The sequence below is a fragment of the Pseudomonas sp. D1HM genome, assembly GCF_019266105.1.
GTDB lineage: Bacteria > Pseudomonadota > Gammaproteobacteria > Pseudomonadales > Pseudomonadaceae > Aquipseudomonas > Aquipseudomonas taetrolens.
Genome location: NZ_LRMN01000007.1, coordinates 1 through 21,278, shown reverse-complemented (window position 1 = coordinate 21,278; position 21,278 = coordinate 1). Strand labels below are relative to the sequence as shown.

Annotated in this window: 33 protein-coding genes and 1 pseudogene; 5 read left to right on the top strand and 29 right to left on the bottom strand. The window is 55.3% G+C overall.

What is annotated here, in order from left to right; translation table 11 throughout:
• Nucleotides 1-56: 56 nt before the first annotated feature.
• Both AWM69_RS10355 and AWM69_RS10350 read right to left on the bottom strand, forming a co-directional pair.
• Nucleotides 57-401, bottom strand: coding sequence for a hypothetical protein (locus tag AWM69_RS10355; protein ID WP_218726644.1), 345 nt, complete (start codon nucleotides 399-401; stop codon nucleotides 57-59).
• A gap of 85 nt (nucleotides 402-486) precedes the next feature.
• The gene (locus AWM69_RS10350) at nucleotides 487-768 is read right to left on the bottom strand and encodes a DUF4236 domain-containing protein (RefSeq protein WP_218726642.1); all 282 of its coding nucleotides are present in this window, start codon (nucleotides 766-768) and stop codon (nucleotides 487-489) included.
• 154 nt (nucleotides 769-922) lie between these two features.
• Between AWM69_RS10350 and AWM69_RS10345 the strand changes: the two genes are divergently transcribed.
• Nucleotides 923-1,183, top strand: coding sequence for a protein L (locus tag AWM69_RS10345; RefSeq protein WP_218726640.1), 261 nt, complete (start codon nucleotides 923-925; stop codon nucleotides 1,181-1,183).
• Between the two features lie 134 nt (nucleotides 1,184-1,317).
• On the top strand, nucleotides 1,318-1,563 hold the full coding sequence (locus AWM69_RS10340) for a hypothetical protein (RefSeq protein WP_218726639.1): 246 nt from the start codon (nucleotides 1,318-1,320) through the stop codon (nucleotides 1,561-1,563).
• 345 nt (nucleotides 1,564-1,908) lie between these two features.
• Here AWM69_RS10340 and AWM69_RS10335 read toward each other — a convergent pair whose 3' ends face one another.
• The 14 genes and pseudogenes from AWM69_RS10335 to AWM69_RS10270 form a co-directional block, all read right to left on the bottom strand.
• Nucleotides 1,909-2,391 carry a hypothetical protein gene (locus AWM69_RS10335; protein ID WP_218726637.1) on the bottom strand — a complete coding sequence of 161 codons (483 nt, stop codon included), beginning with the start codon at nucleotides 2,389-2,391 and terminating at the stop codon, nucleotides 1,909-1,911.
• 80 nt (nucleotides 2,392-2,471) lie between these two features.
• Nucleotides 2,472-3,635 carry a phage tail tube protein gene (locus AWM69_RS10330; RefSeq protein WP_218726635.1) on the bottom strand — a complete coding sequence of 388 codons (1,164 nt, stop codon included), beginning with the start codon at nucleotides 3,633-3,635 and terminating at the stop codon, nucleotides 2,472-2,474.
• Between the two features lie 64 nt (nucleotides 3,636-3,699).
• On the bottom strand, nucleotides 3,700-4,101 hold the full coding sequence (locus AWM69_RS10325; RefSeq protein WP_218726634.1) for a hypothetical protein: 402 nt from the start codon (nucleotides 4,099-4,101) through the stop codon (nucleotides 3,700-3,702).
• A complete protein-coding gene (locus AWM69_RS10320; protein WP_218726633.1) occupies nucleotides 4,098-4,517 on the bottom strand; it encodes an HK97 gp10 family phage protein in 420 nt (139 codons plus the stop codon). The genes AWM69_RS10325 and AWM69_RS10320 overlap by 4 nt, the downstream gene beginning before the upstream one ends.
• The gene (locus AWM69_RS10315) at nucleotides 4,517-4,873 is read right to left on the bottom strand and encodes a hypothetical protein (protein WP_218726632.1); all 357 of its coding nucleotides are present in this window, start codon (nucleotides 4,871-4,873) and stop codon (nucleotides 4,517-4,519) included. The genes AWM69_RS10320 and AWM69_RS10315 overlap by 1 nt, the downstream gene beginning before the upstream one ends.
• Before the next feature lies 1 nt (nucleotide 4,874).
• Nucleotides 4,875-5,243 carry a hypothetical protein gene (locus tag AWM69_RS10310; protein WP_218726631.1) on the bottom strand — a complete coding sequence of 123 codons (369 nt, stop codon included), beginning with the start codon at nucleotides 5,241-5,243 and terminating at the stop codon, nucleotides 4,875-4,877.
• A gap of 3 nt (nucleotides 5,244-5,246) precedes the next feature.
• Nucleotides 5,247-5,834, bottom strand: coding sequence for a hypothetical protein (locus AWM69_RS10305; RefSeq protein WP_218726630.1), 588 nt, complete (start codon nucleotides 5,832-5,834; stop codon nucleotides 5,247-5,249).
• Nucleotides 5,835-5,883: 49 nt separating this feature from the next.
• Complete coding sequence (locus tag AWM69_RS10300; protein ID WP_218726629.1) at nucleotides 5,884-6,867, bottom strand: major capsid protein; 984 nt, start codon at nucleotides 6,865-6,867, stop codon at nucleotides 5,884-5,886.
• A 136-nt stretch (nucleotides 6,868-7,003) separates the two neighbouring features.
• Entirely contained in the window at nucleotides 7,004-7,789 is a 786-nt protein-coding gene (locus AWM69_RS10295) for a DUF6651 domain-containing protein (protein WP_218726628.1), read from the bottom strand.
• A gap of 201 nt (nucleotides 7,790-7,990) precedes the next feature.
• On the bottom strand, nucleotides 7,991-9,103 hold the full coding sequence (locus AWM69_RS10290) for a hypothetical protein (protein ID WP_218726627.1): 1,113 nt from the start codon (nucleotides 9,101-9,103) through the stop codon (nucleotides 7,991-7,993).
• Nucleotides 9,104-10,477 (bottom strand): DUF4055 domain-containing protein, encoded by a 1,374-nt coding sequence (locus AWM69_RS10285; RefSeq protein ID WP_218726626.1) that lies wholly within the window; start codon nucleotides 10,475-10,477, stop codon nucleotides 9,104-9,106.
• Nucleotides 10,478-10,479: 2 nt separating this feature from the next.
• On the bottom strand, nucleotides 10,480-11,805 hold the full coding sequence (locus AWM69_RS10280; RefSeq protein ID WP_256930277.1) for a terminase: 1,326 nt from the start codon (nucleotides 11,803-11,805) through the stop codon (nucleotides 10,480-10,482).
• On the bottom strand, nucleotides 11,774-12,250 hold the full coding sequence (locus AWM69_RS10275; protein ID WP_218726625.1) for a DUF2280 domain-containing protein: 477 nt from the start codon (nucleotides 12,248-12,250) through the stop codon (nucleotides 11,774-11,776). The genes AWM69_RS10280 and AWM69_RS10275 overlap by 32 nt, the downstream gene beginning before the upstream one ends.
• Before the next feature lie 31 nt (nucleotides 12,251-12,281).
• Nucleotides 12,282-12,905 (bottom strand): annotated as a pseudogene (locus AWM69_RS10270) (putative metallopeptidase).
• Nucleotides 12,906-12,978: 73 nt separating this feature from the next.
• Between AWM69_RS10270 and AWM69_RS10265 the strand changes: the two are divergent.
• The gene (locus tag AWM69_RS10265) at nucleotides 12,979-13,167 is read left to right on the top strand and encodes a hypothetical protein (RefSeq protein WP_218726623.1); all 189 of its coding nucleotides are present in this window, start codon (nucleotides 12,979-12,981) and stop codon (nucleotides 13,165-13,167) included.
• Between the two features lie 30 nt (nucleotides 13,168-13,197).
• On the opposite strand, the gene AWM69_RS10260 is transcribed toward AWM69_RS10265, so the two are convergent.
• From AWM69_RS10260 to AWM69_RS10200, 13 genes are all read right to left on the bottom strand, one after another.
• Nucleotides 13,198-13,452, bottom strand: coding sequence for a hypothetical protein (locus tag AWM69_RS10260; RefSeq protein ID WP_218726621.1), 255 nt, complete (start codon nucleotides 13,450-13,452; stop codon nucleotides 13,198-13,200).
• Between the two features lie 51 nt (nucleotides 13,453-13,503).
• The gene (locus tag AWM69_RS10255; protein WP_095025706.1) at nucleotides 13,504-13,827 is read right to left on the bottom strand and encodes a phage holin family protein; all 324 of its coding nucleotides are present in this window, start codon (nucleotides 13,825-13,827) and stop codon (nucleotides 13,504-13,506) included.
• 390 nt (nucleotides 13,828-14,217) lie between these two features.
• Complete coding sequence (locus AWM69_RS10250; protein ID WP_169870599.1) at nucleotides 14,218-14,427, bottom strand: hypothetical protein; 210 nt, start codon at nucleotides 14,425-14,427, stop codon at nucleotides 14,218-14,220.
• Nucleotides 14,428-14,704: 277 nt separating this feature from the next.
• Nucleotides 14,705-14,965 carry a hypothetical protein gene (locus AWM69_RS10245; protein ID WP_218726620.1) on the bottom strand — a complete coding sequence of 87 codons (261 nt, stop codon included), beginning with the start codon at nucleotides 14,963-14,965 and terminating at the stop codon, nucleotides 14,705-14,707.
• Nucleotides 14,966-15,058: 93 nt separating this feature from the next.
• On the bottom strand, nucleotides 15,059-15,427 hold the full coding sequence (locus AWM69_RS10240; protein WP_218726618.1) for a hypothetical protein: 369 nt from the start codon (nucleotides 15,425-15,427) through the stop codon (nucleotides 15,059-15,061).
• A gap of 176 nt (nucleotides 15,428-15,603) precedes the next feature.
• A complete protein-coding gene (locus AWM69_RS10235; protein WP_218726616.1) occupies nucleotides 15,604-16,185 on the bottom strand; it encodes a hypothetical protein in 582 nt (193 codons plus the stop codon).
• Nucleotides 16,182-16,757: a recombination protein NinG gene (locus AWM69_RS10230; RefSeq protein ID WP_218726614.1), complete on the bottom strand. Its 576-nt coding sequence runs from the start codon at nucleotides 16,755-16,757 to the stop codon at nucleotides 16,182-16,184. Before AWM69_RS10230 ends, AWM69_RS10235 begins: the two co-directional genes overlap by 4 nt.
• Complete coding sequence (locus AWM69_RS10225) at nucleotides 16,754-17,224, bottom strand: hypothetical protein (protein WP_095021065.1); 471 nt, start codon at nucleotides 17,222-17,224, stop codon at nucleotides 16,754-16,756. Before AWM69_RS10225 ends, AWM69_RS10230 begins: the two co-directional genes overlap by 4 nt.
• Nucleotides 17,225-17,248: 24 nt before the next feature.
• Nucleotides 17,249-17,464, bottom strand: coding sequence for a TraR/DksA C4-type zinc finger protein (locus tag AWM69_RS10220; protein WP_203008571.1), 216 nt, complete (start codon nucleotides 17,462-17,464; stop codon nucleotides 17,249-17,251).
• Nucleotides 17,464-18,207, bottom strand: coding sequence for a replication protein P (locus AWM69_RS10215; protein ID WP_218726612.1), 744 nt, complete (start codon nucleotides 18,205-18,207; stop codon nucleotides 17,464-17,466). Before AWM69_RS10215 ends, AWM69_RS10220 begins: the two co-directional genes overlap by 1 nt.
• A complete protein-coding gene (locus AWM69_RS10210) occupies nucleotides 18,204-19,058 on the bottom strand; it encodes a replication protein (protein WP_218726610.1) in 855 nt (284 codons plus the stop codon). The genes AWM69_RS10215 and AWM69_RS10210 overlap by 4 nt, the downstream gene beginning before the upstream one ends.
• A gap of 169 nt (nucleotides 19,059-19,227) precedes the next feature.
• On the bottom strand, nucleotides 19,228-19,641 hold the full coding sequence (locus AWM69_RS10205; protein WP_256930276.1) for a phage regulatory CII family protein: 414 nt from the start codon (nucleotides 19,639-19,641) through the stop codon (nucleotides 19,228-19,230).
• Between the two features lie 136 nt (nucleotides 19,642-19,777).
• The gene (locus AWM69_RS10200) at nucleotides 19,778-20,023 is read right to left on the bottom strand and encodes a YdaS family helix-turn-helix protein (RefSeq protein ID WP_218726607.1); all 246 of its coding nucleotides are present in this window, start codon (nucleotides 20,021-20,023) and stop codon (nucleotides 19,778-19,780) included.
• Nucleotides 20,024-20,121: 98 nt separating this feature from the next.
• Here AWM69_RS10200 and AWM69_RS10195 point away from each other — a divergent pair, with 98 nt between their 5' ends.
• The gene (locus AWM69_RS10195; RefSeq protein WP_218726605.1) at nucleotides 20,122-20,838 is read left to right on the top strand and encodes a LexA family transcriptional regulator; all 717 of its coding nucleotides are present in this window, start codon (nucleotides 20,122-20,124) and stop codon (nucleotides 20,836-20,838) included.
• Nucleotides 20,839-20,903: 65 nt separating this feature from the next.
• Nucleotides 20,904-21,131: a hypothetical protein gene (locus tag AWM69_RS10190; protein ID WP_218726603.1), complete on the top strand. Its 228-nt coding sequence runs from the start codon at nucleotides 20,904-20,906 to the stop codon at nucleotides 21,129-21,131.
• Nucleotides 21,132-21,278: the final 147 nt, after the last annotated feature.

Sequence of the window (21,278 nt, the reverse complement as noted above, 5' to 3'; positions counted from 1 at the left end):
AAAAAAACCACCCGAAGGCGGTTTCTGTGAAATTGCTCTGACTTTTTAATCCCTTATTAAAGGCACTCGCGAACTGCGGCTTCAATCGCTGTTCGGCCTACACCAGGCATCCATGCAACCCGCTGAAAAAAATCTACCCTACTACCTGAAGATGTCGTGTTGATTTCTAAAAGCTCATCAGCTAACTGAAACTCTCCGATGACTAGACGGTAGCCGCTTACTGTTTCTGACATTGATGTTGCAGATCTAGCGTCCTGCCAGCGCGGAAGCACACACAAAGCATATTGTTTTGGCTCTTTCTTCGAAGCGGCGCTCAGAGTTGGCTTCTTTGCTTTCAAATCGCCTGGAGACACGCATCCCGCCAGCAGCCCCAGAGCCAGCGCCCCTATCAAAATTCGCATGTCACTCCCTCAATTTAATTTGGCTGGACTTTAGCATTGAGAACAGAATGCAAAAAGCCCAGTGCGAGGGCTGGGCTTTTCGTGGTCAGCTGAAGATCCACCATAGGAAGACTGCAATCACCAACCAAGTCAGAGCGTGCGCCCACATTGGCACCGGCGCTGCTTCGACCGCTCCCTTCTTCCCCTGCCTATAGAGTTTGGATGCCGATAAGCCGGAACCCAGTAGGCTGGTAGTGATGCGTGTGCCGCGCTTGCTGAGGTTGGCGGTTAAACCCTTGCCGCCCACCGAGGTGCTGACACCACTTTTGCTGAGGTTGATCCGCACACCTGGTGCAATCTTGAAGCTCTTTCGAAAGCGCAGCGCCATGTGTCGACTCATAAAGGAGAGCAATTAGCCATCATCCAGTAAAGAGGTTGCACATACCATCCTGTTCACTCATCCAGCGTGGACGGAATGACAGTGGCAGGAGCCGGCTCTGAAATAGTAGCCTTGTGCCTTCATGACATAAGGGAAGCTAGACATGGCGCAATATGCCTCTGACACTAAAAAGTACTTAAGCGAAACGACTGAGCCGAATGCTGACCACTGGAAGAAGATGTATGGGGTCGGCACTACGGTACCTGTTTCAGGAATTTATCGATGCATGGGTTGCGGCGATGAAATCACCTCAAACAAAAATGATCCGTTTCCTCCTCAAAACAAACACCAGCATGCAGATCAAAAAGCCGAAATATGGTGGGAGCTGATCGTTAAAACTCAGACCACCGGATCTGGCCGTTAGAACACCAACAGCCCAGTCCTTCGCCTGCAAGCCCAGGACTGGGACTGGGACAGTGCCAAGTTCGGTGCCCTTTATTGAGCACAGGGAACTATCTAAACCCCTTCGATCAGCCCTATATATGCAGGATCAATACGATGAAAGAAGAAGTAGAAGCTGCCGAGACAGTCTCCGACCTTATTGCACGAACACCAATAGGTCAGCCTGTAAGAGTTGAGTTTTCAGGAAATCCGACTCCTATTGTCGTTACATTCAAATTCACAGGCGGCTGGATTGTCGAGCAGAAGCTCAGTCCTGGGATGCCCCTGGAGTTCATTCGCGGGGAAGACAAATATCTCGAAAATATTCGTATCGACATTTTGTCGTACGAAGGTCTTAAGTGATAATTCGATACCGCTCATATTTCGGATAGAAACACTGATCATACGTACTCCTGTGGGCTGGGCTCCGTTGGTTTCGGCGCTCTTCCTTAGCTGAAGGGCGTCAACCCTCCCCCTCTTCAGCCAAACAGATCGCGTCCAGCGCAAACACTACCTCGTCTACATGCCGCCGAGGCAACGGCGACGGGTGAGCCTCCAACCAATCTGATATTTCCCTGGCTGATAGCGGCAGCGGGAATGCACCGGCCATCGTCGAAAGGAATCGGCGACCACGACAGATATTGCGGAAAGTATTCAACAAGTAGCCGGTAATCGTATCGGTGGCCGGCTCTTCGGGAACAGCTATCTTCAGGCGCTGATAGATGAGCTTTCGTTTTTCGCTGCCCGACCAGTCTTTTTCCCACTCGAACCGGTCGATGGCTTTTTTACCGTTTCGGCCAGTTCCTCTTCCTTGTCGGCAGTCACGACAGCACCTCCACGAAGAGTAAACAGCAAGAAGTCGACATTGGACTCAAGCAGCTGGGCGGCGGCGGTTGGCGAGTATTTCAGCTCGCTGCCCTCCTCGTCCTGCACACCCTTCCAGTCCTTGACGATGAAGTGGCCCAGCAGCATTGCGTGGTTCTGCAGGTCGGTCAGCTCGCCTTCGACGACGCCAACTTGTCCTTCGCCAAAGCGCGCGTCGTTGCGCTGAATACGGCGGTTGTGACGCTCCAGGGCTACGCGGTATTCAATATTGTCCGTGCCAGCCAGCAGTACTTTCGTGTCTGCATCAAAATCCACCCACTTCTCGCCATCCTGAGTGGATTCTTTCTTCTTCAGCTTGAGAGCCATGATGATTACTCCAACGCCATGCCATAAAAGGACCGCCCCGGCAGGCGTAAACACCGGAGCGGCCAAGGTCTTGCAATCGATTAAGCGGTAACGGTGATGGTCGACGTCGCGGTCTTCGTTGGGTCGGATACGCTCGTAGCGGTAATCACCGCAGAGCCGGCCGAGACACCCGTGACCAGGCCTGAACTGCTCACTGTCGCCACACCAGGAGTCGCACTGCTCCATGTGACGTTCTGCGCTGCTTCAACCGGAAGCGCTGAGGCAGTCAGCTGCCGTGTTGCGGCGACTGCGATCGAAGCAGTCGTTGGCGCAACAGAAACGCTGGTGACTGCCGCAAATGGAACCCGAGTGATGGTCGGGCTGATCTTGGCCACGGTGTAGTTGAGCGACACTTCGACCAAGTCTCGCTTGCCTCCGCTTGGCAGCTCCCCATCGACCTCCACTGCTGGGAAATCAAAGATGTACTTGTTGCCCAGGCTGTCAGTAATCGGGAACTGAATGGCCACCGGCACGCGAGTGAACGTGTTCTTCCAGATTTCCCATGCCCGAGCTGACCATGCCAGCGTGATACTCCCTGTGATGGCTGCTTCGGTGGCGATTTGTGCGCCCGGACCGAGCTTGTCGCTGCCAATGCATCGCTGCGCCTGAAGGCTGTTGTCCAGGTTGATCGTCATGGCCGATACGCAGGCCGAACCCTCCAGCGAGGCACCATCGACAAGAATGGTGCCAACGTTGTTTTGGCTCAGGAATGGAGTGGTGGTCGGATCGGCCGGAGCTGCAACGAGTGGCGCATCGCTGTCGGCGTAGTCCAGGCACGCCATATTGAAGGTAGCGGTGATCTTGCCGTCAGCCGGGATGTCCAGAGCAAAAGTCGATACATGAGCGCCCTTGAACAGGCTGTAAACACCCACGTCGGTGTAGCCCTTAGCAATGCTGAAGGTGTGACGAACATCGCCAACAGTCAGCACGTTAGCGGTCCATACACCGTAAAAGGCAGCCTCAAGCAGCTCGTCAAAAGAGCCATACGAGAACTCGGCCGCCAGATCGCCAGCGATATCGACGCTGGTGGCCACCGAGCCCTGGCTTACACGAGATGCGGTGATCTCGTCGCTGACCACGGTGTTAACCGTAGGCGTCAGCGCGTTGCCTGTAAGTCGCAGCGTGTTCCAAGTGCCGGTTGTTGGGGTAATACCTGGTGTCACTTCGGGGATGATGTGACTAACAATCTTTGCGCCGGAGCTCATTCTTTCCACCTTTTTTTGGGTATAAAAAAACCCGCTCAAGGCGGGTGGGATGGGTGCTGCTGGATCAGCCGGCGCGGAACCGGATGTTCACGTTGATCTGGTAAAAGCCGTTGCCGTCATCACCGACTACGACCTGACTGGCCTCCATGCACTCAAGATCACCAGCACTCCAATATCCAAAGTGAGCCTCAAGTGCATCGGTTAGGTCATTGAGAGATTTCATGCCAGAGCGCGGTCTTGCAAAACACTGGAAGACAATCTGCCCCGGCTTGCGGCTATGCGGCCTGTCAGCCATTCCGGCAAAGAACGCTGTTGCGTGTTGGATGGTCATGCGGCACCACAACCCAGTCAGCGGAGGAGCGAATACTGCGCCAATAGCGTTCTGGTAATCGATCCTTGCACGCTCAATGCCGTTGAAGGTTCCAGTTCGAGCCGTGATGGCTGTGCGAATCTCTTCGTAGGTCATCGGTAAACCTCAGAGACGCTGATGAAAGCCAGTTCGTATAGACCGTCTGGAGCTTGGCCGGAGTGACCCCGCTCAAGTTCCTCAGCATAGGGAAGATTCGTTTGAATAAAGACCTGCGTATATGGCTCGAGCCCGGTAAGTGTTGCTTCTCCCCTGCTCTTTGTTTCTGACCCGCTCGGGTCGACTTTAGTAGTCACAGTGTAAACCGGCGTGCCGATGCTGACGATGTGGCTCCCGCGGAAGCGACCACCCACGTAGCCTGGCGGCGGCAGGTCTTTCCATAGATCAGGGTTGCCCACGGGAGATCGCTCGATCACTTCATTTAGCAGCGCCAAAGCGATGGTTCGTACGCGACGGCTTACCTCCTCGTCTATCTGATCCGCAAAGACTGAGGGGGGAATACTCCAGCCAGCCATTACACAGCCCTCAATTGGACTTCGTAATGAGCTCCAGCCGGATCAGTGGAAACATTCAGCACATCGAAACCGTTGATCTTGTGGCCGACCTGCGGCGTTCCAGTGACCTCATTGGTCAACGCGATCAGTAGCTGGTCGGTGGACTTGATGTTGATCCCATCCACAAGCCGAACTTCGTAGGCATCGAAGACGCCACGCCCGCTGTACTCGATCACGATCTCGCCAGTGGTTTCTTCCGTCACCGGATCAACCGTGCCGGGCAGTGTGATACCACCCGAGAATGTCTTCACCGCATCAGCCAGGTCAGTATCGAAAGCCTCAGCCATATCGGCCTGAATATCCTCACGCAATCCCATATCAGCCCCTTACCAGTTTTATCTGGTTAGTCGATATCCAAGGCCTGATCAGTGCCAAGGCGAAAGCCTCGCCTGCCGTCATAGCCCTTGAACCCTCGGAAAACGTCTTGCTGGTACTGACGCTCCCGGCCTTGACTGATGTTCCAACGACTTCGCGAGCTTGGGCGCCATACAACGACCCTGATGCAGCCTCCCTAGCAATCTCGGCCCCAGCCTGGATGATTGCGTCAGGTGTCGGAGTGCACACCTCGCGCACTCGCTCAGTGAGCCAGGTGTTCGCCATCAGCACCGCGCGAGGCTTCTTGTCTTCGGTCGTCCACTCGACACCCAGCAGGCTATCGACCTGTGCGACGGTGATGAAGTCGGTCATGGGTTATTCCTTGGGCAGTTCAGCCACCAGCTTTTCAAGTGCATCTTTCGAGGCATTGGCGCGATAGCTGACCTTGGCTGCATCGAGTGCGGCCTTGAGAGCTTCGATCTCAGCACTGTCATCAACAGACTTACTCGCCGCAGCTTTGAGGCTAGTAACTTCGCCACGCAGGCTTTCGTTTTCAGTAGAAAGGCTGTCACGCTCAGCCTTTATTCCGGCGATACCTTGATGAATGCCGCTCAGGGCATCAAAAAGGCGAATCGGCAGCTCTCCGGCTTCCGGGTGCTCCAGTGGAGTCAGGCCTTCGGTGGACTCGATCAGCACACGGATAGCATCGCTCTCAGCCTGCAGCTTGCCAATCAGCTCTTTCTGATCCAGAGATGCCTGACCGGTGCCGACTACCAGCGGACTCTCGGGCTCGCTCCGCGCCACCGTCTTTACTGTTACCGTCGGAACATCCTCGGCAGCATCGTCACGGATTGCGGTCACGTTCGCATCGATGATGCGCAGACCGGCTTCCCGGGCCAACACCTTCACGTCTTCCTGGTACCGATGAAACGGTCCAGGTAGATACCAAATCTTATTGCTCATGTCGCATCCTCACAGAGCCGAGTGCATAACCCGGCTCCGCATCAAGGGGTTACTTAGCCGCGTCGCCGATGGTGATAACACCAGCGGTGTGCTTGTTCGACGTAGCGTTCTTGTCCCAGTTGGAACCGGTAGCCAGGCCCGCGTCACTCGGCGACTTACCACCGCTTACCTCATCCCAGGTGTAGCCCTTTAGGCCTAGGCCGAACGAGTAGTCCACCTGCATCGTGGTTTCGATGCGCTGGTTGCCGTTGGAGGTTTCGATGTTGCTGACAAGATCCGAGCCATCGAACACGCTGGCTGCACCCTCGGTCAGAGACAGCACCTTCAGCTTCGCCGGAGCTGCTGGATCAACTACCGCAGCGGACGACAGTGCCGGGGCATCTGTAACAATCACCGCCTTGCCGAGAATGTCGACCACACGCACACTCTGCGCCTGGAACAACTGACCAGCGTTAGCCAAGTTGGCACCGATCAACTTGTGGAAGGTCACGCCGTTCATGATCTGCGCCACCAGGTTGCCGCTGTGGTCGCCGAATTTGCCGTGAGCTTCGTTGATTGCAACGTAACTGATGCCAGCTGTAGCCGACACATCGTTAACCACCTCGGCGTTGTTGCTGATCGCAGCGACCAGAGCGGCAATGGCAGTATTCAGCTGGTCAGCCATCAGGGCTTCAGCAAAGTTGCGAGAAGCAACCTCGACGCCTTCGGCAGTCGGCTTATTCAACCAAGTCAGCTGTGAAGGCTCGAAGCGAACCGGACCGAAGCCGCCCGCAACTTTTACGCTGGAATGCTTCAGCTGAGTCAGGTCGGTCGGAGTAGCGGCGCCATTGGCAGAGTAACGATCTACGCGGCGCTGAGCAGAGTGAATGGCGGCGAAAAAAGACTCCTGTAAGAAGTCACCATCAAAGCCCTCAGTGGTGAGCCGGATCGCACCAGCACTGGCCGCGTTGAATTTTTCCACCATCTGCGCCAGCGTCTCGATGGTCGCCGGCATGATGTATTTGTTGAAGACCTGCATTTGCGTGAGGGACATGTGCTTTCCTTTCTGGGATTTGCTCGGATGAGCAGGGTTTTATTGAGTTGAGGCGTCCGCCTCGTGCGCCGAATCTCATCCGAGATGCCAGCAGGCAAAGCAGCCCTTTAGAGCCACTCCGTATTGGGTAGTGGGTTTATGCCCCGCCACTGAGCTCAGGGAATCGACTGGCAATCGCACTTGAACGCTCTTGCCGGGTGCCGCCCAGATTCCCTTTAGTTTGATTCGAAGGATCACCCTTACCGTTCGGTGCACCTCCGCCGGTGCCGCCCGAGCTTTTCAGGATCTTGTCCTTGTTCGGATACTGGCTCACGTACACCTCAATCGCCTCCTCGAAGTCAGCGTGTTCGCCATGACGTACCGCCGAGAACAATGGGTTGCCATTGCCATCCATAGGCACCAGCTTGCCGTTCTCAACCTTCAGTCTGTCGGCGAAAACCTTCTGTGCGATGTCTGCAGGGATGGCCAGCTTCTCGGCAATGAACTTGGAGCTGGCGAAGCTGTTGCCGATAACGTGATCGTTCAAGCTTTGCGTCAGTTGGGAGTTCTGCTCTGCCAGGACGCGTTTCTCTTCAGCGGCTGTTCGAGTGGCCGCCTCAACAGACTCTCGAGCCGACTTAGCCGCTGCATCTTTGATTTCTTGAACCTTGCCGGCGGTGATCAGCTCACCGTCCTTGATGTTCTTTACGGTAGCCAGAGCGGCCAAGGCTGCGGGACCGTCTTCAATACCCTCAAAGGCTTTGAGCTTGCCCTCGGCGACTTCCTTTGCTTCGCGGTGCGCCTTGGCCTCGCCATTCAGGCGTCCAATAGTGGCCACGGTCGTAGCGGCGTCGTGCGGAAGCTCGCGCCCATCCTCCATTACATAGACAGGCTTGCCGTCCTGAACAACAACATGACCTTGCTCGTCTAATTTCAATTTCAAAATTTGCTCCTAGGCCATCCGGCCAACGAATACGGCATCCGCCGCGGCGCCCCGTCCATCCGAACAGCGGGCATAAAAAAGCCCCAGCAGATGCCGAGGCTTGAATTTGTGGCAACAAAAAACCCGCACGCAGCGGGCCTCTACAGGTTTGGTGTTACTTACTCAGCACAACCTGCTATCCACCCATAAGACAGGGATTAGTCATATCCCTGCCTTGGCAAAGGACGCTGCATCTCGTTCGCGTAGCTGATCGAGCGTGAGAAATTTCCCGCGGTCGTTATAGAACTGATCGTGGGTAAGCCCGCCTTCACGCAGCAATTTTCCACGATTAGGGCCAAGTATCTGATCTTGTCGTGCTGCGCTCTGCTCTATCAACCACTCACCGTAGGTGGTCGATTTCGGAACTTGTCCATCCATACTGGCGCGCGTGCTTTCAGGCAAACCCTTGGACAGCCGTAGCTCTTCGTAACCCTTGAGTATCGGCGTTGAAGTGCTCCGGCAGCACCAGTGAATTCGACCGGGCCCAGCTTTCCATGGAACCTTGTGCCCAACAGGCTCGTGCGTGTCATTCGTGTACCGCAAGCGGTCGCGTAACCTGCAATCTACGGATGTCTTGTTGTCCAGAGTGCTAAGCCAGCTTACTTCGGCTATCAGATCATCATTGGCCCTGTAGAACGCATCGCGCGCGCCTTGAGCTGTGTGACTGATTGCTGTCCGCACAACAGACTCAATATCTTGCCGACTGCGATTCAGTAACCCGTCCGCGTAACCCTCAGACTTGATCCCCATTACGCGTCGAACGATCTGCTCAGTTGTCTGCCCCTCGACCATACCCATACGAACACCGTCACGAATACGTGCAGCTCGATTCACTTCAAGGTTGTCCAGCCATTCCTTGAGCAGTTTGCCCTGAAATGGTCTCGACATCGCAATCTGGCGGGTCTGATCCAGGGTCACGGAGCCTAGCGAGACAGTGACCCGCACTTGCTGTGGTATGACCTCAGTGAATAGTGCTTTCTGGTAGCCGATCTCATACTTGGCCAGATCAATGACCGACTCGACCATTGTTTCTTGGATGGCCGCGTAAATGGATTTATTGGTCTCCAGTACCGAGACCAACACGCTGTTCATATGCGTGACCGTGAATGACTCAACCCCTAGGCTCGCAATGGCCAAGATTAGCTGGGCTCGCAGTTCGGCATCAGCACTGTTGAGCAAAGCGATGATCTTACGGACCTCGGCATTGCTCAGGTGTAACAGATCTATCGCGTGGCCAATAGCAGCAGCCTGAAGCGCCTCGTTAACCGTCGGCATCTATATAGTCCCCAATCTCGGCCCCTGCGCCTCAATACGACCCAGCTCTTCAGACCAGTCCAGTTCGTCACTGATAACCCCGCGACGCTGCATCTCAGAGAACAGAGTCTCACTGCTCAGCAGCCCGGCGTTGGTCATACCTACGAGGCTTGGAATGCTGGTTTCAGGCGCATAGTCGACATCAAAGTTGCCCTTGATCTCTACGTGACCACCTTCCGGCAGGCTGCGGTAGTCCGCCATGAACTGAAGCACCAGGGCGATACAATCGGCAAAGTGATGAGCCATTCGCATCAGCGGGCTAGTCTCTTGGCTCGCGTCCTCTTGGGCTTGCGTGGCCGTCTTGGTGCCTGATTGATCCTTGCGCAGCAGCTTAGCGCCAGCCATGCGCATTTCATCGATCAGATCTTGTAAGGACTGACGCCCGGCCTCGATGGCCTTACCGCTATGCTCGACAAACTTCATGTCGGAATTCGTAGGCAGCACGGTAGCGGCCCCAGAACCCACAACTAGCTTGAACGGCAACAAGTTCCCGTTCCGATCATGGTTCTGAGTAGGCCCAATCACCGCCAGCATCGGTACGCGGGCAACATGAAGAATGTTGTCCTGATCGCTCTGGCCCTGCCAGTGCTTGATGTTGAGGTGTGCCAGCTCCATCAGAAGCGGCTTGCCCTGCATCAACCCCATTCGCTTGGAGTAGAACGTTACCAGTGGGATAACACTAAGGCTCGTCACCCCTTGATCATGGAGGACTGTTCCGTGCTGACTACGGCGGTATGTCTTCCAGGCCCCCGGCTCAAGCACTCGAACCTGCTCGACAGTAATAGAACCAAAATCACCATCAGGCTCAGTCACGAACTCGATATAGCGGACCTGCGTCAAATTAGCTCCGTCATCACGCCAGCCGAGTATCTGCATCGGATGAATCATGACGACGTACGGACGAAGGCCTGCCGCATCCTCCTCTGCCTTGGTGCGTATGCCCTCAGCTTTTGGATATTCAACCAGGGCATGGCACAACCCAAATGAAAGACCTGCGCGGAACCAGTTAACCGCCCAAGCGTTCAGGTCATTACCCTGGCGATCAATGTTGGATGCAAACGCTTGCAACTCAGGCGGAACGTCATCGCCTAGCTGAACCGGCTCTGCGAATACCCTGTCTGTCATTGAGCCGACCGTTTCCGAGTAAGCCGGAAACAGAGTGGCAACACGCAAACGCTCACTGTAGGCCTCCTCTTCTTCAGCCGGATGCTTGGGCAGTAGCGCCTTTCCAGACTTGCGCATCGCGAGCGTGCCGCCCATCAAGGGCTCAGTGATGGCCCATTCGGCGCGCATCCCTTGCATCGCATCAGATACGGCGAACGGGTCATTGCTCATGATTAGATTCTCAGCGGTTGCACGGTGGCGATGTTGTGGATGATCGGGAAGCGCTTGGCGATAAAGTAGCCGGCGGCGTCGTTCATGTGGTCGTGACCCTTTTTCGAGTCTTTGTCCGGCTCGCCTTTGTCGGTGTAGGTCTGACGCTCCAGGCACTGCACGAGCTGCGGGCACTGGTCAGGGTTGACCTTGAGGCGGCGCTCACCATAACTATTCAGGAACATGGCGTTCAGCGCATTGACCCGATCCTTCACGCCAGGGTTGGTCGAATCCACGATGACCGTGAATCCAGCCTTGCGCAGCAGTGACAAGTCAGACTCGCTGGCATTTTTGCTGCTGGTGTTCTGGCCACTGGCATCCGGATAGACGACGATGCCATGAGTGGGAAATCTAGCCTTGATCTTCTCGATCATGTCCGGCGTGTCGCGGACAGTGTGGAGCTCATCCAGGGCCAGAGGCAGACCATCGCGGATCACATAAACCACAGCGCTCATCTTCATGACGTTGAAGTCCATCCCGATATGCAGCGCTTCGCCTGGCTTAATTCGCTCATTGGTGCGGCACTCCTCACGGCTGAACGTGTAATACACGACGCCCGCATAGTTTTCGAAGCCGGCCTCATACTCTTGCCGAAACGTTCGAGGGTCCATCTTGCGACGGGCCGCATCCAACTCTTCAGCCGGGACATTGCCACCTTGCAGCGACGTGTACTGCCAACTCTTGTGGTCTGGCTCGCCACCTGGCTTGCCATCGAGATATGTGTCGTAGCAATGGTTGAAGCCTTTCGGCGTGCCAATGCGCAGCGCATGACCGCCCTTTCGCAGCCCTATACCCGGGATTGTGTACTGGCAGGTCGAAAGCATCGGCCGCAGGACTTCCTCCCAAGAAGCCCATGGGCAGTCTGCCCATTCGTCCACCAAGACGAAGAACAGACCGGAGCCCCGCAGGTTGTCATAGTTGTCTAGCCCGACCACACGCATGACGTGGCCTGATTTCAGGGTGATCGAGCATTCCGTCTCATTTGGCCGGTGAGAACGCCATGCTTCCGGGATGGCCTGTTTCAGGCGCCGCCAGAAAACGCGTTTGGCTTGTTTAAAGGTCGGCGCGCCGTACCAGATCTCATCCTCAACGCTCACACCCCACTCGGCAGCCAGTCTCGCAGCTCGGCGCATCTCGGCCTTGCCCAAGAACGTCTTGCCGAACCGGCGACCACACACCGCATCACGAAAGCGAGCTTCAGGCTGGAATCCCCAGCAGTAGATGTTCGCCTGCTTCGGCGTCAGCTTTACCGGAGGGTCATAGGTGCGGGGTAGTCGGGACATTTTCATCAGGCTCCAGGGTGTACTCAGCAACTGCGTGCTGCTGGTCCGCCTGGGAGCCCAGGGGTTTTTCGGGTTCGAGTCGGCGATTCACGTAAATGTCGCCTACCTCTTTGGCGGCCTGCTCATACAACTGAGCGGTCAACGCCAGATTGCGCATGTTCTCGGCCTTTTCAGCCATCCGGCCCAGGCCGCGCAATCGATATGCACGGTTGGCTATCGGGATCTCAGCCGTTTCTTCGCGGAAACGCTTTCGGGTGTCGTGGAACAGGGTCTGCCACTTGGCTGCCAAGTTCACCCCGGCACGTTTGGTTGGGTCGTGCTGCTCCACTTGCTGGCGGGTCACATCAACATCGAATTCTTGCTTCACCGCTTGTGAGACTTGCGTCGGAGTGTCGAAACACGCCAAAGCCTGAACGATGAAGGCTTTCACATCGCTTTTCAGGGCTGCCATATATTGGATTCCGTCTCATGCCTGTCTCATATCAGGCCAACTTGAGCAGACAGGTTCCGCAGGCCCTCGCAATATTCAATTTCCCCACCTCGGCGGGCTTGTTTGCAGCATCCACCAACGCCTGAACGTCAGGGCTCGCGCCATAGCGGCGGACCACCCCGACAAACTCCTCGACGTCATGGCCTTGCAGCTTGATCTTTGGTGCGCCGTCTTGCGTGAACGCAGGTTGGCCGTACTTGTCGGTCGCGTGAGCCAAGTGATAAAGCTCGTGCTCGATGAGAGCGCAGAAGTCGAGGTCGCTGCAATGGGCGCAGTAGTCAGCTGCCAGTGTGATGATGAAGGTCGGCACGTCGCCAAACCAATCACGCATCTGCTGCTCCATCCGGGCCTTCTGCCAACCACCGGCTCGGAACGCTACTTGTTCGGCCTGACCGAGGACTGTGCGGCCCTGCTTCTCGAAGCTGGACGACGCCCACATGACCTGGATGTCTGCATCCAGTTAGTGGGCATGGTCTGGGTTGTGAATGCTGCCGGTGCCGGCAAGGATCTCGGCTTGGAGCCACTCCCATACTTCTGGCGCAGGGGTCAGGTGGATGCCTAAGTAGGAAAGCTCGGACAACTCAAGCAATGACGATGAAGGGAATGGCCTGTCCATGTATGGCATCACACCTGTACTGTGGTCATTCCTTCGAAATGGAAGGAGCCCTATGCCAGAAAAGAGCCGACCCATGAATAAATTTGAAGTTGTGCCTGCACCACCAACCACAATAGGCGGGAAGCCGAACGGCGGCGAACGCATCGAAACCACAACTAAACGATTCAGGATTCGAAATAATCATACCCTTGCGGTACTGCCAAAGATCTACGATTCAGAAGAGAAGGCGAAGGCTGAGTGCGACCGGCTAGAAGCAGAGTAAGCTGTATTGCCGCACTCACCTGCGGCACACCTACCCTTCCGCGCCATCCAGCAACACATCAATCAGCTTCTGCTCACCCAGGCGCATAGCGCCCAAGCACTGCAAGTCGTCGCACTTAGGTCCCAGCCCGAATACGGTGACCTCGCCTTTTGGACCGATCAGGGTTAAGACGCCGACAGTGCAAGCGGGATGCTCCCCGGTATCGAGGTCATCAGCAATCTTGCGCAGGGTCTTGGCGGCGTCACGCCAGTCTTCGCGCTTGAACTCAAGAACCTTGATCGTCATTCAGCCTCCGGTGTCGCGACACAATTCGTTGAGTTGTAAAACGTGTCGCGGCTAAAGCTCGTCTGCTTTGCGTTCAGCCCAACGCTTGCCTAACTGCCGGGCCCACTCGACACCGAGCACGCCAATGAATCCGGCGGTGGCAAACGACCAAGCGATGCTGAAGCCGAACTCTTTAACCGTCAGGCCAACCACCATCACGATCAACGCGCCGAGTGTGGCCTCGATGAACTGACGCCAAGGGGTGGTCTCCTTTGCGTCGTATTGGATACGGAGCCAGGTCAACGCGAACGTCAGGACCATGGCGAGGCCGTTTTCTCTCAGGGCGGTCATTACCAACACCCAGAATGAAGGGTCTTTCTCTGGCATGTGTGGCATCTCGGGTTCCTCCCTTCTGGGAGTTAGGAATAAAAAAGCCCGCTCAATGGCGGGCTAGTGGCTCCGTGCTATCGTCGATACCCCTATAGCAAGACGATGGACAGAACCATGGCAAATTTTATTGTTACGTTTGAGTTCAAATCTGACGACACGCGCAAGGCTAGATACGATTCGTTCGTGAAAAAAATAAATGAACTGACCGCGCACAGGCACTGGGATGAGACCACATCCTTCTATTGCTTTGAGCTCGACACAACGGCCGATAGCCTCTGCTCAACTCTGTATATTGAAAGCGACTTTAATGCCACCAAAGACATGATGGTGATTATTGACATATCTAACAGACAGAAAGCCACCAAAGGACCTCTGGCCTGGCCTACTGTGCTCGAGTCATACCTTGGATTCTGATTTTTCAGCCATCTGCGTCTCAATCTCAGAAACCCTTGCCTCATAACGCGCAAGCGCTTTCTGATTGAGTTGCAGAGCTTCTGAAAACTGTTTTTCCCGAGCTGCAGCATCAGCATGCAGCTTGGTGACTTCGGCCAGCTTCGCCTCTTGCGCGATGACTGACTCAACAGCCTGGCGGTATTCGCTCTTCATGCAGGGCTCCAGATACGAAAAAGCCCCAGCGAATGCTGAGGCCCTGAATAGGTTTGCGGTCTTTCCCGCCGTCCGCCAAAGGCCATCGCAGCGTCGACACCCAATTGCATCGATCTCGCGGATCCAGTCTCGCGCCACCCTACAAGCGTGTGAGGTTAGGGTGCGCGGGCTGCCGGTGTACAGACGTCCCGATGGCTGCTCTAGCTGCAGTGGAACGGTTTTCTTTGGGCAATAAAAACCCGGCGCATATGTCCGGGTTATTCAAAGGCACTGCTCATTATCGATCGATGCGTACCTTGTACTGCGAGTCTTCGACCATGACGCATACAAGCGAAGGACTAAACACTTTGCTCAAGCCTAGAGTCAGATTCTCGCAAAGAGACTGAGCCTGGTCAGGAGTGTCATCGTCGAGCGGGAATGAGACCTCAAAAGGAAAATTGCTGAGAGGAGTCTCCGCGAACTCCGTTCTCGCCATTTTTTCCATCGAGGCAATCATTTTGGTGATTATTTCTTGCGTTCCTTGCGTTCCCGTATCCATGGGGACCTCCTATTGTGAAGCTCAAGGATGGCCCAGCAGGCTTTAAAACGCAAAACCCGGCGCTATGGCCGGGTTTCAATGTTCTGGTTTCTCTTACTGAGAAATCTGTCGGCTGTTGCGCCAGTAAAGGTACGCGAGACCAACGGGTGCTACGAAAATTGCCAATGACCAGCACATGGCCATAGTGAACACTTTAACCATCAGCATCAGGATGGCATTCACAAAAAACACGTTGTTTCCCATGATGTAGCCAACGACGCTTTCATAAACGAATCGCGAATACGGGTAAAGAATCGTACATACGATCGACATAAAAACCATACCCGATTTGCCTGTGAAGCCGGTAGGGCTGCTCGACATTAGCGAGAGGATCAAAGCTGCGAATATAGCTCCGAAAATAAACTGACGGACATAGTAGCTAGTTGTAAGACCGCCAAAGGTCTTCAAAAGAAACGAGTGCATAAATTCCCTTTAAGGTGTTGATTCCAGTGATCTTTAACGATATCACACCGCTGGCACCTCAAAAAGAACAACCCAGAAAATGCAAAAACCCGACGCAGAGGCCGGGTTTATTTGAGTAAGTTGCCATAGGCAAAATACTAACCATGGCGAAATGATGCCGTCAGCCGCACGGGAAGTCAAGCGGCCTCTTTCATCTGATAAATCACCGCGCCAATAGGGCTCAACGCCATGCGGTCGACATCCTCACAGCAATCAAATGTAAGCCGCACAACTGACTCCCAGTCACGCTCCCAGTTGAAAGACTCCAGGCGCACTCCGTACTCAGACAGTAACCATGCCCGGAACGCCTCAGGCTTGATCATCGGATCGTCGTTTGCCGATTGCCCACCCTGATGCATATACCGATACCGCCGCATCACACCCTTTACCACGTACTCCAACTTTTCCCGCTTTGCCGAAGTCATGCGCTTCGACTTCGACATCACCATGCCAAAGATCAAATCCTCTGCGGCTTCGCGTATGTCGTCGTCACGGTCAGCGGCGTACATGTAGTCACCGAACAGGCGGACCTGAGGATGAAGCTTGGCGATCGCCGATTGGATATGCCCGGCCAAGGCCCCGTGCACAGCGTGATCAGCTGTAGGCCCGCGCTGAGTGCCCTGCACGACCACGCCTAACTCAGCGGCATCAGAGGTCTGGCCCGGGGCCGGGTTGTAATTGCAGTCATGCCAAGCCTGACGTGCCGAGTCAATTCTCATGCTGCTGCCCTCTTCAGTTCTCTGGTCTTAGCCCGGTAGTCAGCCTTGATGGCCTTGATCTCTTCTACGGTGTACTTGCGGGCCGGATGCGGTCCTTCCAGCCAAGCCACCTTCTCAGCGCCGATAAGTTGTAGGAGCGAGATTCGGTAATTCACCAAGTTACCGGAGAGGTGCGTATTGCATGGGGCACACTGTTTCCACACGTTCAGTGGCTCAAAGCGCAGCTCTGGGTTCGCTCCTACAGAGCGCCAATGCCCTGCGTGATATTGGCCGTCATGGTGGCGACCGCAGCTCACGCATGGCAGATCGGCGTCGCGAAGACGCACCCACTCGTTGAACGCCTGTTGAGCCTCGCGCAAATGATCTGCCCTGCTCTTCAGCTTCTCCTTGCGGACCTTGATCTCTCGGCGCTCGACCTGAGCCAGCGACTTGCGAGCCTTCTGCTGATTCACATCCTTGGTGGCCAGCGCACAGGCTGGACTGCACACCGCCTGCCCGAGGCGCTGCGGAACGAACTTGATCGAGCACGTAGCGTTGCGGCACGTCTTTGGTTTGGGCTGCTTGGCAATCATGCAGCCTCCTTGCTCAGCAAGTCCGTGAACACCACACCCTTGGCCGTGAACTCCGCAGCGATACGATCGGTGTACGCCACGCCCTGAGCCCGATTGAACAAGCGGGTTACCGGGAATCCATCAGGCCCAAACAATGCGTTCCCGCCCATGAGATCCAGCTTTTCTTCGTAGGACAGGTGGCGCATGGTCCGGTACCAGGCGGCGCGGAAGTCTTCGTCCTCATTCAGCAGGATCTGCACGCCGAAGTGCAGCTTGCAGTACCGCCGGGCATCTTCCACGTCACCGATCTGGGTCATCTGAGCAATGCGCTGGTACAGAGCGAACCACAGCGCATTCTGATCGAGCGTACGGTCTTTACCCGGGCGCAAGGAGACCACCACGAACTTCTTCTCCCGGTACATGGTGGTAAGGCAGGTAATGGCTTCAGAGAGCTTGGCTTGGCAGTTCACGCTAATTTTGTCAGTCATAGCTTCACCCTCAATTTGGAATAATCAGCCACGGCGAACACCTCGCAATTTCAGTGCAGCCCGCTCTGCGCAGGTGATGCAATCCTGAACACCCGGTACCGCAGCGCGTCGCCCTTCTGAAATCACTTCGCCACACTCGCACTCATGAGCACTTTCGCCGCGGTAAACCACGCGAGCAGCAAGGGCTGAGGCCAGTTCTTTTTCAATACGCTCGTCTGCAAAATCGACGTCATCAGCCATCAGAAATTCTCCTTGCTGCGCTGTGGTTCGCGCTTGATGTTCAGTCGTGCCAGCAACTGGGCGCGTGCGGCCCCGCCAGCAGATGGGATGCCTTGGACTTCCAGAAGCTTGGCCTGCCGGAGATTGGCGTACTCCTCAGCTCGCTCCAGCTCCGTCTTCTGGCTGTCGTGGCCAATCCCAGTGAGGATCTTGCCGTCGAGCGGCTGATTGGCCTGGGCGCGGCGCAGCACGATTTCGTAGTTGCGCTCGAAACGCGTACGCATCGCCTTGTCTTCCTGCTTGGCTGCACGAAGATCAAAAAGCCCGGTCGCATTGGCCGCAATTCGCACCGCTTCGTGGCTGGCAGTGCCCATCAGGGCTTCCAACCACGCATCAGCTGCGGTAGGCATGCCGTAGGCCTCAGGGCCGGGTGTGCACCACTGGATGAACTGGCCGATGCTTGGCGCGAACGGTGATCCGCTTTTGCGGCATTGCTTGATGCCGAACTCAACCTGGTGGATGTCGCAGATACCGGCGTCCATGAAGCCCTTGGTCCAACTGCGCTGTGCAGAGCCGAGCGCCTTCTCGTCTGGCCATGCCGTTTTCCAAGCCGGGAAAATCGCCTTGAGCTGGCGGAAAATCTTCTCGACCACTTCTGCGGTCTGGTTGTCGACACTGCCAAGCTGCACGGGGGCCGGCACAGCCCCTTGACCAGCCCTCACAGCACTTGCGGCTGCAGGCATGACTGACTTGACGATTCTCATAGCTCGTCGCTCGTGTCGGTGCGCCATGCCTGGCTGTAGAAGTCAGGGCCAGCAGATGCGGTGGTTGGGGCTCGATCAGACTGAGCCAGTCGGTTAACAATCCAGCTGACCTTGAACCCCTGCCAGCCAGCAGCCAGCGCCTCAGTCATCGCGTCAGAGGCGGTGATACCCAGCTCGGCGCACTTGGTCAGCTCAGCGTTCAACGATCCCCATACGGTCTGGCTGACGGCGGCGCGCTTGGTTTTGCGCAGGGCCAGCCAGTCCACAAGCAGTTGATCAGGGATCTGGTGTGGGTTGTCGGCCAGCATCTGGACCATGCCGAACGGTGGCTTGCGGGCTGGCTTGCCTTCCACGACAGCAGGAGATTCAGCTGGGGGCGGATTAATCTCTTTCGAAGAAAGAGTTAATAGGGGGTTTTTCTTTGTATAAAGAAGGCAAGTTGCCGTTTTGGTCTCACTCGCATCAGGTCTCAGTGAGACGATATTGTCTGAGTGAGACGTTTTGGTCTCAGTGAGACGCTGTGCTTTTTCTTCGTAGAAAGACCATTCGCGAATGGGTGAAATGCCGATATCGCCACGGCTTCCGCCAATCCGGTAGATGATCCGGCGCTCGAGCAGATGACTGATCGCTTTCGAGGTCACGTCGCGGCGCATGTTGGTGAACTTGCCGATCTCGTCAGCGGTCAGGCGTTTGGTTTCGAGTTGATAGCCGATGGTCTGCCTGGCAATGGCCATGAGAACGCGCAGTTCGCGCGCTGGCAGCTCAACCGTAGCCAAAGCCTCCATGAGGCTATTGTCCATTCGGGTGAACCCCCTGCTGCTATTGAGCTGGACGATGTTGTCAGAGGTCATTGCGAGATCCCCTGAAAACGAAATTTAAAGCGCGACACGTTTTCAGAATCAGCAAAACGTGTCGCGACACTTGAAAGGGTATTGACGGGGATAAATTGTGGATTCATTATTACCTCGCAAGTTGTAGCAATGAGCCAGGCCACGAACCTGGCTTTTTTGTGCCTGTAATTCAGGCAGCCTTCAGCGACTCGCGCAGCACATGCAGCGCATCAATCACTTCTTGAATGATTCGGTCGCCCTGCACTTTCTCGCCTCGGCTAACAAAGCTGTCTGCAAGCGCATCGACGATGAAACGTGCAACATCTCCGTACTCGGCCGATACCGCGCTGAGCGATACAATGAGTGGTTTCGGGCTGGGCCTCTTGCGCTTAACCAGGTCGAAGCCGAAGCGATCTGCCCAAGCTACCAGCGGCCGAAAATCCCGAGTGAAAGCCATAATCCGGTCCAGCTCAGCCACGTTCATGTTGTGGCTGTCGTAGTCCGGATTGGCTTTCTGAGCCAGCAGCGTGCGAGACGTAAAGCTGGCGCCCTCCGCAATCTTTTTGGTGCCGTGCTCATCGACTACGTCGTAGATGGCTTGCATCAATACCTGCATGTAACACCTCGAAAACTGTTACGTGGCGCCCTGCCACTGGGTACGAGAAAATCTGCACAACATCCAACCGACGAAGACAGCAGCCGGCTTGCTCCTGCGCGCTCGGCTTAAAGAGAGAAATTGACTAAGCCGCTTTGCTGGCTGGACTTTTTGAAGTGCTTCGCAAATAAGCCCAATCAATATCTGGACGCATCTGCTCGCAAACCACAGAGCCGCTCGACTCTCGCTCGATACAGATGGATAGCCCGGCACTCGGACGCCGGTTGCCGTAAGCAACCTGCTTGAGCTGCCCAGCGCTGGTTCCGCACAGCGCAGCAAAACGATCCAGCTCATCTTTCTCGAGCGCCTTGATGTATTCGCGCAAATTCATATGTGCCTCCTAGAAGGCGCCAGATTAGCAACTGCTAATACAACAAACAATAGCAAACGGTAATTTACTGAATGCTAACGGAAAGCGATTATTGATTGATGGATATCAATGAACTCAGAATCAAAGCTCTGCGCCGAGTCATGGGGCAGGCAAGCCAAAAAGACTTTGCGAATGACTACGGGCTAGATGCTTCGTACCTTTCGCAGCTTTTGAATGGGCACAGAAAGCTTGGCGAAAAGGCTGCAGCTACGCTCGAAGGGAAGATTGGTTTGGCCTCTGGGACTCTCGTTTCTCCACCTGCCCAGCCGGCAGAAGAGCAAAATCTTAATGACGGAGAAAGCGGTCTCTCAATCATCGCTCCCCGGGAAAAAGCTTTAGGATCAAGCTTTATCATCATCCCCCAATATGATGTGCGAGCATCAATGGGACCTGGCCAGGTGGTACCCAAGGGATACGTTGAAACGGTGAGGAATATCACTGTCCGGAGTGAGTACTTGCGCGAGCAAGGCATTATTTATACCCACGCCGAAAACCTTGCTGTCATTACAGGTTTCGGCGAAAGCATGGGCGCTACATTTTCAAGTGGGGACCCATTAATTGTCGATAAAGGAATCACCGAGGTCGTGGTTGATGGCGTCTATGCCTTCACCTTGGACGGGATGCTTTTCATCAAGCGATTGCAGAGGCTACCCAAGATGATCCGCATGATTTCGGACAACGAGGCTTTCCCACCTTACGACATCAAGGGTGCCGAGCTCGAATCCTTGGTGGTACATGCCCGAGTATTGCTCGCCTGGAACGCCAGAAGGCTTTAACAGCTAAGCACCGCATCCTCGGCAGAGTGATCTGGCGCGGTGGCGACCTTTAGGAGCCCTCCTCCATGCCTCTCACCAAGCCCAACCAGCAGCTGCAACGAGACCTGAAAGCTGTAGTAATCCTCCTCGAGGAAACAGCCTTGGAACTCTTCAGTCTTGCCAAAGAGCGTGGAGATACAGAATTTATAGACGTCATGAGGGCTGTCGGAAAGCTGCATGGGCATGCAGATCGAATGAGTGCTTATGAGGACGAGGTGAAGGCAGGAGTCATCGTAAGAACAAAGACTGAGTGAACCGAGGAGAGCTCATGGATCTCAGCAAGCCCAAACAAGAACTACGCAACGACCTGAAAGAGGCTGCAGCCCTGCTCAAGTGGGCAATGACGAGAGTCACGCAGCTGTCTGAGGCTGGACTTGATAAGTGAATAGCCCCGGATTCTC